General features: G+C 68.2%; 14 protein-coding genes. 12 read left to right on the top strand and 2 right to left on the bottom strand.

The window, feature by feature from the left end; all coding sequences use genetic code 11:
- Positions 1-277 precede the first annotated feature (277 nt).
- The 12 genes from NXI30_21005 (at position 278) to NXI30_20950 (ending at position 11,782) form a co-directional block, all read left to right on the top strand.
- The gene (locus NXI30_21005) at positions 278-1,141 is read left to right on the top strand and encodes an acyl CoA--acetate/3-ketoacid CoA transferase subunit alpha (GenBank protein MCR9096710.1); all 864 of its coding nucleotides are present in this window, start codon (positions 278-280) and stop codon (positions 1,139-1,141) included.
- Positions 1,138-1,908: a CoA-transferase gene (locus tag NXI30_21000; protein MCR9096709.1), complete on the top strand. Its 771-nt coding sequence runs from the start codon at positions 1,138-1,140 to the stop codon at positions 1,906-1,908. The genes NXI30_21005 and NXI30_21000 overlap by 4 nt, the downstream gene beginning before the upstream one ends.
- Before the next feature lie 49 nt (positions 1,909-1,957).
- A complete protein-coding gene (locus NXI30_20995) occupies positions 1,958-3,013 on the top strand; it encodes a nitronate monooxygenase (protein MCR9096708.1) in 1,056 nt (351 codons plus the stop codon).
- Positions 3,014-3,053: 40 nt separating this feature from the next.
- Complete coding sequence (locus tag NXI30_20990; GenBank protein MCR9096707.1) at positions 3,054-3,800, top strand: enoyl-CoA hydratase family protein; 747 nt, start codon at positions 3,054-3,056, stop codon at positions 3,798-3,800.
- A 69-nt stretch (positions 3,801-3,869) separates the two neighbouring features.
- Positions 3,870-5,039: an acyl-CoA dehydrogenase family protein gene (locus NXI30_20985; GenBank protein ID MCR9096706.1), complete on the top strand. Its 1,170-nt coding sequence runs from the start codon at positions 3,870-3,872 to the stop codon at positions 5,037-5,039.
- Between the two features lie 19 nt (positions 5,040-5,058).
- Positions 5,059-6,117, top strand: a complete 1,059-nt coding sequence (locus tag NXI30_20980; GenBank protein MCR9096705.1) for an acyl-CoA/acyl-ACP dehydrogenase — start codon at positions 5,059-5,061, stop codon at positions 6,115-6,117.
- A gap of 74 nt (positions 6,118-6,191) precedes the next feature.
- Positions 6,192-6,629 carry an OB-fold domain-containing protein gene (locus NXI30_20975; GenBank protein ID MCR9096704.1) on the top strand — a complete coding sequence of 146 codons (438 nt, stop codon included), beginning with the start codon at positions 6,192-6,194 and terminating at the stop codon, positions 6,627-6,629.
- A gap of 1 nt (position 6,630) precedes the next feature.
- On the top strand, positions 6,631-7,824 hold the full coding sequence (locus NXI30_20970; protein MCR9096703.1) for a lipid-transfer protein: 1,194 nt from the start codon (positions 6,631-6,633) through the stop codon (positions 7,822-7,824).
- Positions 7,825-7,936: 112 nt separating this feature from the next.
- Positions 7,937-9,085, top strand: coding sequence for an acetyl-CoA C-acetyltransferase (locus NXI30_20965; GenBank protein ID MCR9096702.1), 1,149 nt, complete (start codon positions 7,937-7,939; stop codon positions 9,083-9,085).
- A 165-nt stretch (positions 9,086-9,250) separates the two neighbouring features.
- A complete protein-coding gene (locus tag NXI30_20960; protein ID MCR9096701.1) occupies positions 9,251-10,153 on the top strand; it encodes an SDR family oxidoreductase in 903 nt (300 codons plus the stop codon).
- A 1-nt stretch (position 10,154) separates the two neighbouring features.
- Entirely contained in the window at positions 10,155-11,294 is a 1,140-nt protein-coding gene (locus NXI30_20955) for an acyl-CoA/acyl-ACP dehydrogenase (GenBank protein MCR9096700.1), read from the top strand.
- Positions 11,295-11,326: 32 nt separating this feature from the next.
- Positions 11,327-11,782, top strand: a complete 456-nt coding sequence (locus NXI30_20950; protein MCR9096699.1) for a MaoC family dehydratase — start codon at positions 11,327-11,329, stop codon at positions 11,780-11,782.
- A gap of 111 nt (positions 11,783-11,893) precedes the next feature.
- Here NXI30_20950 and NXI30_20945 read toward each other — a convergent pair whose 3' ends face one another.
- Positions 11,894-12,340 (bottom strand): GatB/YqeY domain-containing protein, encoded by a 447-nt coding sequence (locus NXI30_20945; GenBank protein MCR9096698.1) that lies wholly within the window; start codon positions 12,338-12,340, stop codon positions 11,894-11,896.
- 124 nt (positions 12,341-12,464) lie between these two features.
- Positions 12,465-13,514, bottom strand: a 1,050-nt coding sequence (locus NXI30_20940; GenBank protein MCR9096697.1) for a TonB-dependent receptor, incomplete at its 5' end; no start/stop codon positions are given.

Genomic DNA, 13,514 nt, shown 5'->3' with positions numbered 1-13,514 from the left:
GGCCCCGGCCTCGCGACCCTGCCGTTCGACCCCTGCCGGTCAGCGGCGACGAGGGCGCGAAGGCACCCGCGGACCCCGGCACGATCCCGTTCGGATGCGAGCTCCCGGAGGCGACCCCGCCGACGGTGCGACCCGTCGAAACCGGGCCAAGGCCGCCAAAAAGAAGCATGATGGACGGTCGCCCCCGACCGCGGATCCGGCTGCTCCCACCCTCTGGAAGCAGGTCCGGCCCGTGACCGCGCGGCGCCCCGTTCCCCCTTCACGCGGAAGGAATGAAATGGACAAGCGGACGACGGAGCAGGAGGCGGTCGCCGAGCTCCGCGACGGAATGACCATCGGCATCGGGGGCTGGGGCTCCCGACGCAAGCCGATGTCGATCGTGCGGGAGATCCTCCGCTCGCCGGTCAAGGACCTCACGGTCGTGACCTACGGGGGTCCGGACGTCGGCCTCCTCTGCAACTACGGCAAGGTCGAGAAGCTGATCTACGGCTTCGTCTCCCTCGACTCGATTCCGCTCGAGCCCCACTTCCGCAAGGCGCGCCAGGCGGGCGCGATCGAAGCGGCGGAGCTCGACGAGGGCATGCTCCAGTGGGGCCTGCTCGCCGCGTCCCACAAGCTTCCCTTCCTGCCCACGCGAAGCGGCATGGGCTCGTCCGTCCTCGACATCAACCCGGACTTCAAGATGGTGAAGTCGCCCTACGCTGGTCCCGACGGTGCCGACGGCGAGGAGCTGGTGGCGATGCCGGCGCTCGAGCTCGACGTGGCCTTCATCCACATGAACCGCGGCGACGTGCGGGGCAACGGCCAGTACCTGGGCCCCGACCCCTACTTCGACGACATGTACTGCCGCGCGGCGAAGAAGCGGTTCATGACCGTCGAGAAGATCATGGACACGGCGGCCATGGCCAACGAAGGCCCCCTCCAGACGCGGATCATCAACCGCACGATGGTCGACGGCGTGATCGAAGCGCCGAACGGCGCGCACTTCACCGAGTGCCCGACCGACTACGGACGCGACGAAGCGTTCCAGAAGGAATACGCCGCGACGGCGAAAGACCCCGACGCCTGGGAGGCGTTCAAGGCGAAGTACCTCGACGTCGAGACCGAGGCCGACTACCAGGAGGCGGTGCGAAACCGATGAGCGACGCAGCAACCCGCGGTGAAATCTGTGCAGTCGCGTGTGCCGACGCCTTCCGGGGCAACGGCGAGATCCTGGCGAGCTGCTTCGGCACGGCGCCTGCGATCGGCGCCCGACTGGCCAAGATGACCTTCGAGCCCGACCTGCTCATGACCGACGGGATCTGCACCGTCGTCGACATGCCGAACCCGGTCTCCGGCGAAGGCCACGAGCAGATCGTCGAGGCCTGGCTGCCCTTCCGGACCGTCTTCGACCATCTCTGGAACGGCAATCGTCACGTCATCATGGCGGCGAGCCAGATCGACCAGTTCGGCAACCAGAACTTCGCCTGCATCGGCGAGCACGCGAAGCCGAAGGCCCAGCTCCTCGGCATGCGCGGTGCGCCGGGCAATACGATCTCGCATACGACCAGCTACTGGGTCGCGAATCAGACCGCCAAGGTGTTCGTGCCCGAGGTCGACGTCGTCTCCGGCGTGGGCCACGACCGGGCGGCGAAGCTTCCGGCGGCATCCACTCAGGGCCACGACGTCCGCTTCGTGATCTCCAACCTCGCGGTCTACGACTTCGAGACCCCGGACAAGCGCATGCGCCTCAAGTCGCTGCACCCCGGCGTGACCGTCGACCAGGTGGTCGAGAACACCGGCTTCGAGCTCGTGATCGAGGGCGACGTCCCGGAAACCCGACTGCCGACCGCCGACGAGATCGCCCTGATTCGCGAGAAGATCGACCCCAAGGGCGTCCTCGGGCGGGAAGTCCCGAACCCGGAGTGAACCCGACGGCTCGACGAAGCCGGAGCCACCCTCCTTCCCGGAGTCCACATTGCCGAACCCCCTGCAGACCCGCGTGACCGAGCTTCTCGGCTGCGATCATCCGATCCTCCAGACGGGGATGGGCTGGGTCGCGGAGCCGCCGCTCGTCGCCGCGGCGTGCAACGCGGGCGCGTTCGGCTTCCTGGCCGCCGCGACGATTCCGCCCGCGGAGGTCGAGGGCGCGATCGAAGATATCAAGGCCCTCACCGACCGCCCCTTCGGCGTGAACTTCCTGATGGACGCGCCCGGCGCCGACGTGATCTCCGACGCGATCATCCGCCAGGGCGTCCGCGCCGCCGGCTACAACCGGGCGCCCTCCGCTCAACTCATCGCGAAGATGAAGGACGCCGGCGTCGTCTGCGTGCCGACTTGCGGCGCGGTCAAGCACGCGGCGAAGGCCGAGCAGCTCGGCGCCGACATCATCATCGTCCAGGGCGGCGAAGGGGGCGGCCACACGGGGACGACGCCCACCTCACTCCTCGCGTCTGCCTGCGCGGACATCGTCGACGTCCCGATCGTCGCCGCCGGCGGCTTCCGGGACGGTCGCGGCCTCGTCGCCGCGCTCGCCTTCGGCGCCGAGGGGGTCGCGATGGGTACGCGCTTCCTGATGACCGCCGAGAGCCCGCTGCCGCCGCAGAGCTTCGAGCGCTACCAGAAGGCCGGGCTGAACGACGTGATCGTCTCGACCGCCCTCGACGGCATGCCCCAGCGCATGGTCTCGAACGAGCTGGTCGCGAAGCTCGAGGCGGCGGGCCCGATCCGCAAGCTCGTCCTCGCCCTCGGCAGCGCCCGCGCCTTGCAGGCGGAGACCGGCGCCTCGATCCCCGAGCTCCTCCGCAGTGGCCTGGCCATGCGCAAGAACCAGGGGCTGAGCCTCTGGCAGACGATCATGGCGGCGAACGCCCCGATCCTCGCCCGGGTCGGCGTCGCCGACGGCGATCCCGTGAACGGTTACCTGGCGAGCGGAACCGTGGCGGGCGTGCTCGACGACCGCCCGACCTGCGACGAGCTCGTCCGGCGGATCGTCGAAGAAGCAGAACAGACCCTCAAGCGACTCGCGCTCTGAGCGACGGCGGCCCGAGCGACCGCGAAGAAGGAGCCAGCCCATGGCGATCGACATCGAGATCAAGGACGGCGTAGGCGAGCTGATCATCAACGCACCGCCCGTCAACGCCCTCGACAATGCGGGCTGGAAGGAGTTCGCGGCGAAGATGACCGCCCTCGGTCAGAACGAGGACGTGAACTGCGTCGTGATCCGGGCAATCGGCAAGGGCTTCCAGTGCGGCGTCGACGTCAAGGAGCTCGCCGCGGACGGCAGCCTGATCGTCGAGCTGAATCGCGGCTGCTACGACAGCTTCGCCGCGGTCTACGACTGCCCGGTCCCGACGATCTCGGCCGTGAACGGCTTCTGTATCGGCGGCGGCCTCGGGATCGCCGGCGCGTCGGACTTCATCATCGCTGCCGACGACTCCACCTACTGCCTGCCCGAGATCGACCGAGGCGCCCTCGGCGCCGCGACCCACCTCATGCGCATGGTCGGCGTCCAGAAGGCGCGTCGCATGCTCTACACCTGCGAGACGATCGACGCCCAGGAGCTCTTCTCCCTCGGCGGCTGCACGGAGGTCGTCCCCGCCGCCGAGCTGGAAGCCCGCGCCCGCGAGGTGGCGAGTCAGATCGCCGGCAAGAGCGGCAAGGCGCTCCGCCTCGGAAAGCAGGCGCTCAACGGAATCGAGCTCCTCGAGCCCAAGACCTCCTACCGCTACGAGCAGGGCTTCACGCTCGAGCTCTATACCACGCCCGACTCTCAAGAGGCGCGCGATGCCTTCGTCGAGAAGCGCGAAGCACAGTTCTAGTCGCCTGCGGGCGCTCGGCGACGGGCTCGATCCCCGACCGCCATCGAACACGACCGAGGACCTGATGACATGGACCTGAAGTACACCCCCGAACAGGAAGCCTTCCGGAAGGAAGCCCGGGCCTGGCTCGAGGCGAACGTGCCCTCCGAGAAGCTCGCCTCCTTCGACACCAAGGAAGGCTTCGAGCAGCACCGCGAGTGGGAGAAGAAGCTCCAGGCCGGTGGCTACGCGATGGTGCCCTGGCCCGTCGAGTACGGTGGCCGCGGCGCGAATCTTCTCGAATGGCTGATCTTCGAAGAGGAGTACTACCGCGCGGGCGCGCCCGGGCGCGTGAACCAGAACGGCATCTTCCTCCTCGGCCCGACCATCATGGACGTCGGCACGCCGGAGCAGAAGGCGCGCTTCCTGCCCAAGATGGCGTCCTCCGAAGAGGTCTGGGCCCAGGGCTGGTCGGAGCCGAACGCGGGCTCGGACATGGCCAACATCCAGGCCACTGCGATCAAGGACGGGGACCACTTCGTCATCAACGGCCAGAAGACCTGGGCGAGTCGCGGCGCCTTCGCCCACTGGCTCTTCGGCATGTTCCGAAGCGATCCGGACTCGACGCGACACAAGGGGCTGACCTTCATCCTCGTGCCGCTCGATACGCCCGGCATCACGGTCCGCCCGATCGAGAAGCTCAACAACAAGAAGGCCTTCGCCGAGGTCTTCTTCGACGACGCCCGCGTTCCAGTCGAGTACCAGCTCGGTGAGGAGGGCAAGGGCTGGGATGTGGCCATGGCGACCGCCGGCTTCGAGCGAGGGCTCATGCTGCGCAGCCCCGCCCGCTTCCAGGACACGGCGCGCAAGCTCGTCGAGCTCTACAAGGAGACCGTCGCGAGCGGCGCCTATGTGGCACCCGAGCTGCGGCGCACGGTCGCCCAGTGCTGGATGGATGCGGAGGCTTACGCCCTCAACACGTACCAGACCGTGGCCCACCTGATGGGCGGCGGGAAGATCGGTGCCGAGGCGAGCCTCAACAAGATCTTCTGGTCGGAGCTCGACACGAAGATGCACGAGACGGCGCTCAAGCTCCTCGGCCACCGCGCGGAACTCCTGCCGGGCTCGTCCGCCGCCGGCGACGTCGGCGAGTGGCTCGACGGCTACATCTTCGCCCTCGCCGGCCCCATCTACGCCGGTACGAACGAGATCCAGCGCAACATCATCGCCGAGCGCATCCTCGGCATGCCGCGCAAGTAGAGAGCAGAGGACGTCCACCATGGAATTCCGATTCACCGAAGACCAGCGCCTCCTCCAGGAGACCGTCCGCGACTTCCTCGCCGGCGAGTGCACCGTCGACTTCGTGCGCGGCCAGTGGGAGACCGAGACCGGCCGCAGCCCCGAGTTCTGGGCCAGCCTCGCCGAGATCGGCGTCCCCGGGCTGCTGATCCCCGAGGAGCACGGCGGCCTCGGCATGACCGAGATCGATCTGGTCCTCGTGATGGTCGAGGTCGGCCGCGCGGGCCTCGCCGAGCCGGTGACGCCCACGGCGGCGGTCGCGGCGCCGCTTCTCCGCGACTGCGGGAACGAAGCCCTGGCCAAGGAGTGGCTCCCGAAGATCGCCGCAGGCGAGGCGATCGTCGCCGTCGCCCAGCCGACGAGCCCCCTCGTCCCCGAGGCCGAGTGCGCCGACCTGCTGATCCTCCGGTCGGGAGACGGCCTCTACGCCGTGCCCGCCGCCGACGCGCGGATCACGCCCCAGAAGTCGAACGACCCGAGCCAGAAGCTCGCGACGGTCGAGTTCGATCCGCAGCCCGCGCAGCTCATCGCGAGCGGCGCCAACGCGGATCGCCTCGAGACCGCGGCCCTCGACCGTGGCGCCCTCGCCTGCGCCGCCCAGCAGCTCGGGGCCTGCGAACAGCTGATCCAGATGAGCGTCGACTACACCGCCGAGCGCAAGCAGTTCGGTGTCCCGATCGGCAGCTTCCAGGCGGTCAAGCACCAGGTGGCCGACATCAAGGTCGCTCTCGAGTACGCCCGTAGCCACGTGGAGCGCGCTGCGCACTCGGTGGCACAGGACGTGGAGAGCCGCTCGGTCGACGTCTCGATGGCGAAGATCAGCGCCGGCGAGGCCGCGCTCCAGGGCGCCTCGACGTCGCTCCAGGTGCACGGTGCCCTCGGCTACACGTGGGAGCAGGACCTCCACGTGTGGATGCGACGCGCCTGGACCCTGGACCTCGCCTGGGGCGAGACGGCGTGGCACCGCGAGCGCCTCGCCGAGGCCCTCTTCGACGGCGGCCCGCCCGCCGTGAGCTTCGGATTCGAGCCGGCCGCCTAGACCGCAGAGGCCACAGGCAGAGAACGAGCGGGCGCGAGGCGGTATCCTCTGTGCGCCCGATGAAGGAGAACGAAATGGCCAAGACGCGCGTCCCCGCGATCGAGGGATGGCTCACGCTGGACGAGGACAATCCGCAGCTCCTCGGCTACCTCGACGAGTCGAGCGGGACCTACTTCTTCCCCAAGGACGTGTCGATCAGCCACGCCCCGGGACACGCGGATGCCGAGTTCAAGGAGGTCGCCCTCTCCAACCGCGGCAAGCTGTGGTCCTACACGACGAACCACTACAAGCCCCCGGAGCCCGCGATCTCGAAGGACCCCTTCGAGCCCTACACCGTCGCGGCGGTCGAGCTGAACGACGAGCGCATGGTCGTCCTCGGCCAGCTCGCCGACGGCGTGAGCCCCGACGACATCGAGGTCGGGATGGAGATGCAGCTCGTGCTCGGCACGTTGTACGAAGACGACGAGCACGAATACATGGTCTGGAAGTGGAAGCCCGTGGAGGCCAACTGACATGAGCAAGAACGACGTCGCGATCCTCGGTGCAGGCATGCACGAGTGGGGTAAGTGGGGCCGCAACTTCGCCGAGTACGGCGTGGCGGCCATCAAGGAAGCGATGGCCGATGCCGGCCTCGAATGGAACCAGGTCGACTTCATCGTCGGCGGCGACACCGTCCGCAACGGCTACCCGGGCTACGTGGCGGGCGCGACCTTCGCGAAGGCCATGGGCTGGACCGGGATCCCGATCGCCAGCTGCTACGCGGCCTGCGCGACCGGCGCCCAGGCGATCGACATCGCGCGCATGCGCATCCTCGCCGGGATGGCGGAGTGCGTGGTCGTCGTCGGTGCGGACACGACGCCCAAGGGCTTCCTCGCCCCGAACAAGGGCGAGCGCGGATTCGACCCCGACTGGCTGCGTTTCCGGCTCCTCGGTGCCACCAACCCGACCTATTTCGGGCTCTGGGCCCAGCGCCGGATGGATCTCTACGGCGCGACCGAGAAGGACTTCGCCCACGTGAAGGTCAAGAACTCGCGCCACGGCGTGTCCAACCCCAAGGCGCGGTTCAAGAAGATCTACACCGAGGAAGACGTCCTGGGCTCGCCCTACGTCTCGCAGCCGCTGCGCCTCTTCGACATCTGCGCGACGAGCGACGGCGGCGCCGCCCTCGTGATCACGTCGATGGAGTTCGCGAAGAAGCACGGCGTCTCGAACCCGGTCCGGATCTCGGGCGTGTCGACGATCTCGCCGACCTTCCCGCAGACGGTGATCGACATGCCGGACTTCACGACGGATTCGGCCGCCGGAGTGTCCGCGCCGGATCGCAGCTTCCGCGACTCGATCGCGTACGCCGCGTACGAGGAAGCGGGCCTCGGCCCGGAGGACATGGACCTCGCCGAGGTCTACGACCTCTCGAGCGCCCTCGAGCTCGACTGGTACGAGAACATCGGCCTCTGCAAGCCCGGCGAAGCGGAGGGCCTCCTTCGCGACGGCGCGACCTCGATCGGCGGCCGCATCCCGGTCAACCCGTCGGGCGGCCTCGGCTGCTTCGGCGAGGCGGTCCCGGCGCAGGCGATCGCCCAGGTCTGCGAGCTCACCTGGCAGCTCCGCGGCCAGGCCGGCGAGCGGCAGGTCGAAGGCGCCAAGGCCGGCATCACGGCGAACCAGGGCCTCTTCGGCCACGGCTCGTCGGTGCTCTGCACCCGGTAGCACTCATTGGCCGCCTGCGGGCGCTCGGCGGCACATTGGCCGCCTGCGGGCGCCCGGCGGCTGGAACCCGGAACCCCCGACGCCCCGATCGGCGTCCCCAAGGAGAATCGAAATGGCTGAGGCCTATCTCGTAGAGGCGGTGCGCACGCCCGTCGGCCGCCGGAACGGCGGACTCTCGACCATCCATTCGGCGGACCTGGGAGCGCACGTGCTCAAGGGTCTGATGGAGCGCTCGGGCGTCGACCCGAACGCCGTCGACGACGTCGTCTTCGGCTGCTGCGACACGATCGGCTCCCAGGCCGGCGACATCGCCCGCTCGTGCTGGCTCGCCGCCGACCTGCCGATCCACGTCCCCGGCGTGACGATCGACCGCCAGTGCGGCTCCTCCCAGCAGTCGGTCCACTTCGCGGCCCAGGCCGTCATGAGCGGAACCGCCGACCTCGTCGTCGCGGGCGGCGTCCAGAACATGAGCGCGATCCCGATCTCTTCGGCGATGACGGTCGGTGAGCAGTTCGGCTTCGAGACGCCCTTCTCGGGCTCGGTCGGTTGGGAGGCCCGCTTCGGCGACCAGGAGATCTCCCAGTTCAACGGCGCCGAGATGATGGTCAAGAAGTGGGACATCAAGCGCGAAGAGCTCGACAATCTCGCGATCAACTCCCACCTCCGTGCCATCAAGGCGACCGAGGAAGGCCGGTTCAAGAACGAGATCCTGCCGATCAACGGGATCGAGAACGACGAGGGCATGCGCGAGCCGAACCCCGAGAAGATGGCTTCGCTCCAGCCGCTCGTGGAAGGCGGCTCCCTCACGGCGGCCCACGCCAGCCAGATCTCGGACGGCGCGTCCGCGATCCTGGTCGCTTCGGAGCAGGCGGTGAAGGACCACAACCTGACGCCTCGCGCGCGGGTCCACCACATCTCGGTGCTCGCAGACGATCCGGTCATGATGCTCTCGGCGCCGGTTCCGGCCACGAAGCGCGCCTTCGAGAAGACCGGCATGACAGTTAACGACATCGATCTCGTCGAGATCAACGAGGCCTTCGCCCCGGTCGTGCTCGCCTGGCTGAAGGAGACGGGCATGGACTACGAGAAGGTGAACGTGAACGGCGGCGCGATGGCCCTCGGCCATCCGATCGGCGCGACCGGCACCCGCCTCATGACCACGCTCCTCAACGAGATGGAGAAGCGCGAGGTCCGCTACGGCCTCCAGACCATGTGCGAAGGCGGTGGCCAGGCGAACGTCACGATTCTGGAACGCCTGTAGGCGTTCCGGAATCGCGACGTGACACGGCGCCGCCTTCGGCGACGACGTCTCGTCGGACTCTCTCCAGCATGCGGCTTCGCCGCATCCCCTTGAACCGAGCGCGCCTCCGGCGCGCGGACTTCAGCCGTCAGGGACGCTGAAGGTGCCAAGAAGGAACGTCGACCAATGGGTATCAACGACGGGCGTGTCGTCATCGTGACGGGCGCGGGTGGCGGCCTCGGCCGCGAGCATGCACTGGCCTTCGCGGCCGAAGGCGCGAAGGTCGTGGTCAACGACCTCGGTGTCTCCAACCATGGCGAGGGGGGCTCGAAGGGTCCGGCCGAAGCCGTGGTCGACGAGATCGAGGCGATGGGCGGTGAAGCCATCGCGAACACCGACAGCGTCTCCGACTTCGCTGCGGGCATGCGGATGGTCGAGCAGGCCCTCGACACGTTCGGTCGCCTGGACGTGGTCGTGAACAACGCGGGCTTCCTCCGCGACCGGATGTTCGTCTCGACCTCCGAGGAAGAGTGGGACGCGGTCATCAACGTCCACCTGAAGGGCCACTTCTGCATCTCGAAGCACGCCTGCGAGCACTGGCGCGCCCAGTCGAAGGCCGGTGAGACCGTCGATGCCCGGATCATCAACACGAGCTCCGGCGCCGGTCTCCAGGGCAGCGTCGGTCAAGGCACCTACTCGGCCGCCAAGGGCGGGATCGCGAGTCTCACCCTCGTGCAGGCCGCCGAACTGGGCCGCTACGGCGTGACCTCCAATGCGATCGCCCCCGCGGCGCGCACGCGCATGACCGAAGCGATCTTCACCGACATGAAGCCGCCGGAGGACGGCACCTTCGACGAATCCCACCCCGGCAACGTGTCACCGCTCGTCGTGTGGCTAGGGTCCCCCGAGAGCCGCGAGGTCACGGGCCGCGTCTTCGAGGTGAAGGGCGGCCTGATCGGCGTCTCCGATGGTTGGCGCGACGGGCCGACCTACGACAAGGGCGCGAAGTGGGCCCCGGACGAGATCGGCGCCAAGGTCATGGAGCTGATCGCCGAGGCCCCTGAGCCCCAGAAGGTGCACGGGACCTGACATGGATTTCCGATTCAGCGAAGAACAGGAAGAGCTCGGCACGATCGCACGCAGCTTCCTCGAAGGGGCGAGCGGCCCGGAGCAGATCCGCTCCGCCATGGAGTCGGAGCTCGGCTACGACCCGGCGGTCTGGGAGCAGATCGGAACCGAGCTCGGCTGGGCCTGCGTCCACATCCCCGAAGAATACGGCGGACTCGGACTCGGCTACGTCGATCTCGTCGTGCTCCTCGAGGCTTCCGGCGAGTACGTCCTCTGCTCGCCCTTCTTCGCGACGGTCGCCCTCGCCGCCAACACGATCCTCTGCGTCGGCTCCGAGGAGCAGAAGGCGGCGCGCCTCCCCGCGATCGCCGAAGGCACCCGGACCGCGACCCTCGCCTTCGCCGAAGCGGCCGGCGCCTGGGACGCGGACGGGATCGAGACCACGGCCACGCCAGACGGTGACGGCTACGTCCTCGAAGGCAAGAAGGCCTGGGTGGTCGACGGCCACTCCGCAGATCTCCTGCTCGTCGTGGCGCGGGCGCCGGGCTCGAGCGGCGACGACGGCCTCTCGGTGTTTGCGGTCGACGGAAACGCGGACGGCGTCTCTCGCAAGGCGCTCCCCACGATGGACCAGACCCGCCGACTGGCGGAGATCGAGCTCTCGGGCGTGCGCGTCGATGCCGACGCGTGCCTGGGCGAGCCCGGCGCCGCATGGCCGGGACTGCGACGCACCCTCGACCTGGCGGCGATCGCGCTCGCGGCGGAGCAGGTCGGCGGCGCCCAGCGCTGCCTCGACGCCAGCGTCGCCTACGCCAAGGAGCGCGAGCAGTTCGGTCGCCCGATCGGCTCGTTCCAGTCGATCAAGCACAAGTGCGCCGACATGATGATCGCGGTCGAGAGCGCACGGAGCGCGCTCTACTACGCCGCCTGCATCGTCGACGATCCGTCCGACGACCTGTCCTCGAACGCCTCGCTGGCGAAGGCCTGGTGCTCCGAGGCGTACTTCAAGTGCGCGGGCGACGCGATCCAGATCCACGGCGGCGTCGGCTTCACCTGGGAGTACGACCAGCACCTCCACTTCAAGCGCGCTCGCGCGAGCGAGTCCTGGCTCGGTGACCCCGCCTTCCACCGCGAGCGAATCGCGAAACACCTGGGGCTCTAGGCCGAAGCGGCCTGCCCCGACCGGAGACTGCCATGCTCGTCGTCCCCAAGCCCGCCGACCTTCCGAGCCACGTCGGAGCCGATCTCGGTGAAACCGACTGGCTCGAGATTTCGCAGGAGCGGATCAACACCTTCGCCGACGCGACCGGCGACCACCAGTGGATCCACGTCGACATCGAGAAGGCGAAGGACGGTCCCTTCGGCGCGCCGATTGCCCACGGCTACCTGACGGCGTCCCTGGCGAACCTGTTCCTGCCCCAGCTGCTCGAGGTCCAGAACGCCTCGATGGGCGTGAACTACGGATGCGACAAGATCCGCTTCCCCTCCCCCGTGCCCGTCGGGTCGAAGATCCGCGGAACCGGCGCGATCACCAGCGTCGAGGAGACGAAGGACGGCGGCTTCCAGGCCAAGGTCACGATCACGATCCAGATCGAGGGCAACGACCGCCCCGCCTGCATCATCGAGACGATCAGCCGCTTTTACCCCTGAGCCGTCACGGACTTCCTTCGCCACTCCGGTCCCGGAGAGGCACGGGAGCCCTCAGCGCAAGACGAGCCCCTGAGGGCTCGTCGGGAGGCGCGCAGCGCCGACCGTCGCCGATCAGGACAGAATGTCCTGAACGAGTCGACGCGCAAGAGCCCCGTCGAGCTCGGCCTTGTGGGCGCCCATCAATGCGCCCATGACCTTGCCCATGTCCTTCTTCTCGGAGGCGCCGGTCGAGGCGATCGCCTCTTCGACCCAGGTTCGGGTCTGCGCCTCGTCGGCGAGCTGAGGCAGGAATTCCTGGATCACGGCGAGCTCGACCCTCTCGGCCTCCGCCATCTCCGGTCGACCGCCCTTGTCGAAGGCCTCGATCGACTCCTTGCGCTGCTTCTCGAGCTTGCGCATGAGCCCCTCGGCGACCTCGTCGGAGATCGAGTCGGACCCGTCCTTCTTCATCTCGTTCAGGAAGGCGGTCCGCATCGAGCGGAGCGCGGCGAGGCGCCGCTCGTCCTTGGCCTTCATGGCCTCTTTCACCTGGGCCGTCACGTCGTCGACGATGGACATGCTGAGTTCCTCCGGCGCCGCAGCATAGCGGCTCCGTGGAGCGCCCGACGGGACGACGCTCCGAAACGCGAAGGGGCGGAACCCTCTCGAGTTCCGCCCCGCCAGAGATCAGCGGCGACGCGTCCTAGTAGAGCTCGTCGAGCTCCAGCGTGACCATCAGGTATCCGGATCGCGGTACCTGCGTCGACTGGTTGCCCTGGACGTCGTTGTACTCCGCGTGCCGCGCGTCGTTCAGGTTCTGACCGACGAGCGCGAGCTCCATCCAGTCGAGCGGCTGCCATCCGAGGCGGAGATCCACGCGCCAGTACTGACGGATGTTGTTGCTCCGCAGGACCGGCGTGACGGCACCGAGCCCGTCGACCCAGTAGACGGAGGTGTCGAACTCGAGGTTCTCGAGGACGTCGAACACCGAACGGAGGACGACCTGGTGTTCCGGCTGGGTGCGATTCGAGGTGCCGCCCTGGCCGATGGCACTGCGGGAGGCGTGCTCGTGCAGGAACTCGAGGAAGCTGTAGCTCGCGCTGAAGCGCCACCACTCCGTCGGCAGGACGGTCAGCTCGAACTCCGCGCCGACGACGTGGGCGCTGCCGGGATTCTGGAACACGAAGGGCCCGACCGGAGGAGGACCGACCAGGTTCGAGACGTCCTCGTAGTCGTTGAAGAAGGCGGTCGATTCGAGCGTCAGCCAGTCGAGATCGAAGAACCGGTAGCCGAGCTCGACGGCGAAGAGCTCTTCCGAGGCGAAGTCGCGGTCGCCCACGAGGTTGACGGGACCGATGAACGCGTTGAGATCGTTGTCGATCGAGGTCGGCGTCCGAACGGCGCGCGAGACGGCCCCCCAGATGACGTGACCGTCGACCGGACGGAGCACGAAGCGCCCGGACGGCTGGTACTCGAATCCGGACCAGCTGTTCACGGAGAGCTTCGTCCCCGCGATCAGCGTCAGGAGATCGTCGAAGAGGTCGTACTCGAACTGGATGAACCCGCTCCCCAGATGGAAGTCGTCGTCATTCGGATCGAGCGAGACCGCCGACGTGAGTGTCTCGTTGTGGGTCGTCCAGTACCGGTAGTCGATGCCGGAGACCAGGGACAGGCCGTCGCACCAATCCACCAGGTCGCGGTTGTACTGGGTCGAAGCCTGGAAGGTGTAGCTTCGCTCGTCGAGAGACGCTCG

The organism is bacterium (assembly GCA_024742285.1).
GTDB lineage: Bacteria > Myxococcota_A > UBA9160 > UBA9160 > UBA4427 > UBA4427.
The sequence above is the reverse complement of the archived record's forward strand: the minus strand, read 5'-3'. Positions and strand labels throughout refer to the sequence as shown.

Coding starts and splice junctions, on each gene's coding strand:
- NXI30_21005 (MCR9096710.1), top strand. CDS start 278: ATGGACAAGCGGACGACGGAGCAGGAGGCGGTCGCCGAGCTCCGCGAC.
- NXI30_21000 (MCR9096709.1), top strand. CDS start 1,138: ATGAGCGACGCAGCAACCCGCGGTGAAATCTGTGCAGTCGCGTGTGCC.
- NXI30_20990 (MCR9096707.1), top strand. CDS start 3,054: ATGGCGATCGACATCGAGATCAAGGACGGCGTAGGCGAGCTGATCATC.
- NXI30_20985 (MCR9096706.1), top strand. CDS start 3,870: ATGGACCTGAAGTACACCCCCGAACAGGAAGCCTTCCGGAAGGAAGCC.
- NXI30_20980 (MCR9096705.1), top strand. CDS start 5,059: ATGGAATTCCGATTCACCGAAGACCAGCGCCTCCTCCAGGAGACCGTC.
- NXI30_20975 (MCR9096704.1), top strand. CDS start 6,192: ATGGCCAAGACGCGCGTCCCCGCGATCGAGGGATGGCTCACGCTGGAC.
- NXI30_20970 (MCR9096703.1), top strand. CDS start 6,631: ATGAGCAAGAACGACGTCGCGATCCTCGGTGCAGGCATGCACGAGTGG.
- NXI30_20965 (MCR9096702.1), top strand. CDS start 7,937: ATGGCTGAGGCCTATCTCGTAGAGGCGGTGCGCACGCCCGTCGGCCGC.
- NXI30_20960 (MCR9096701.1), top strand. CDS start 9,251: ATGGGTATCAACGACGGGCGTGTCGTCATCGTGACGGGCGCGGGTGGC.
- NXI30_20955 (MCR9096700.1), top strand. CDS start 10,155: ATGGATTTCCGATTCAGCGAAGAACAGGAAGAGCTCGGCACGATCGCA.
- NXI30_20950 (MCR9096699.1), top strand. CDS start 11,327: ATGCTCGTCGTCCCCAAGCCCGCCGACCTTCCGAGCCACGTCGGAGCC.
- NXI30_20945 (MCR9096698.1), bottom strand. CDS start 12,340: ATGTCCATCGTCGACGACGTGACGGCCCAGGTGAAAGAGGCCATGAAG.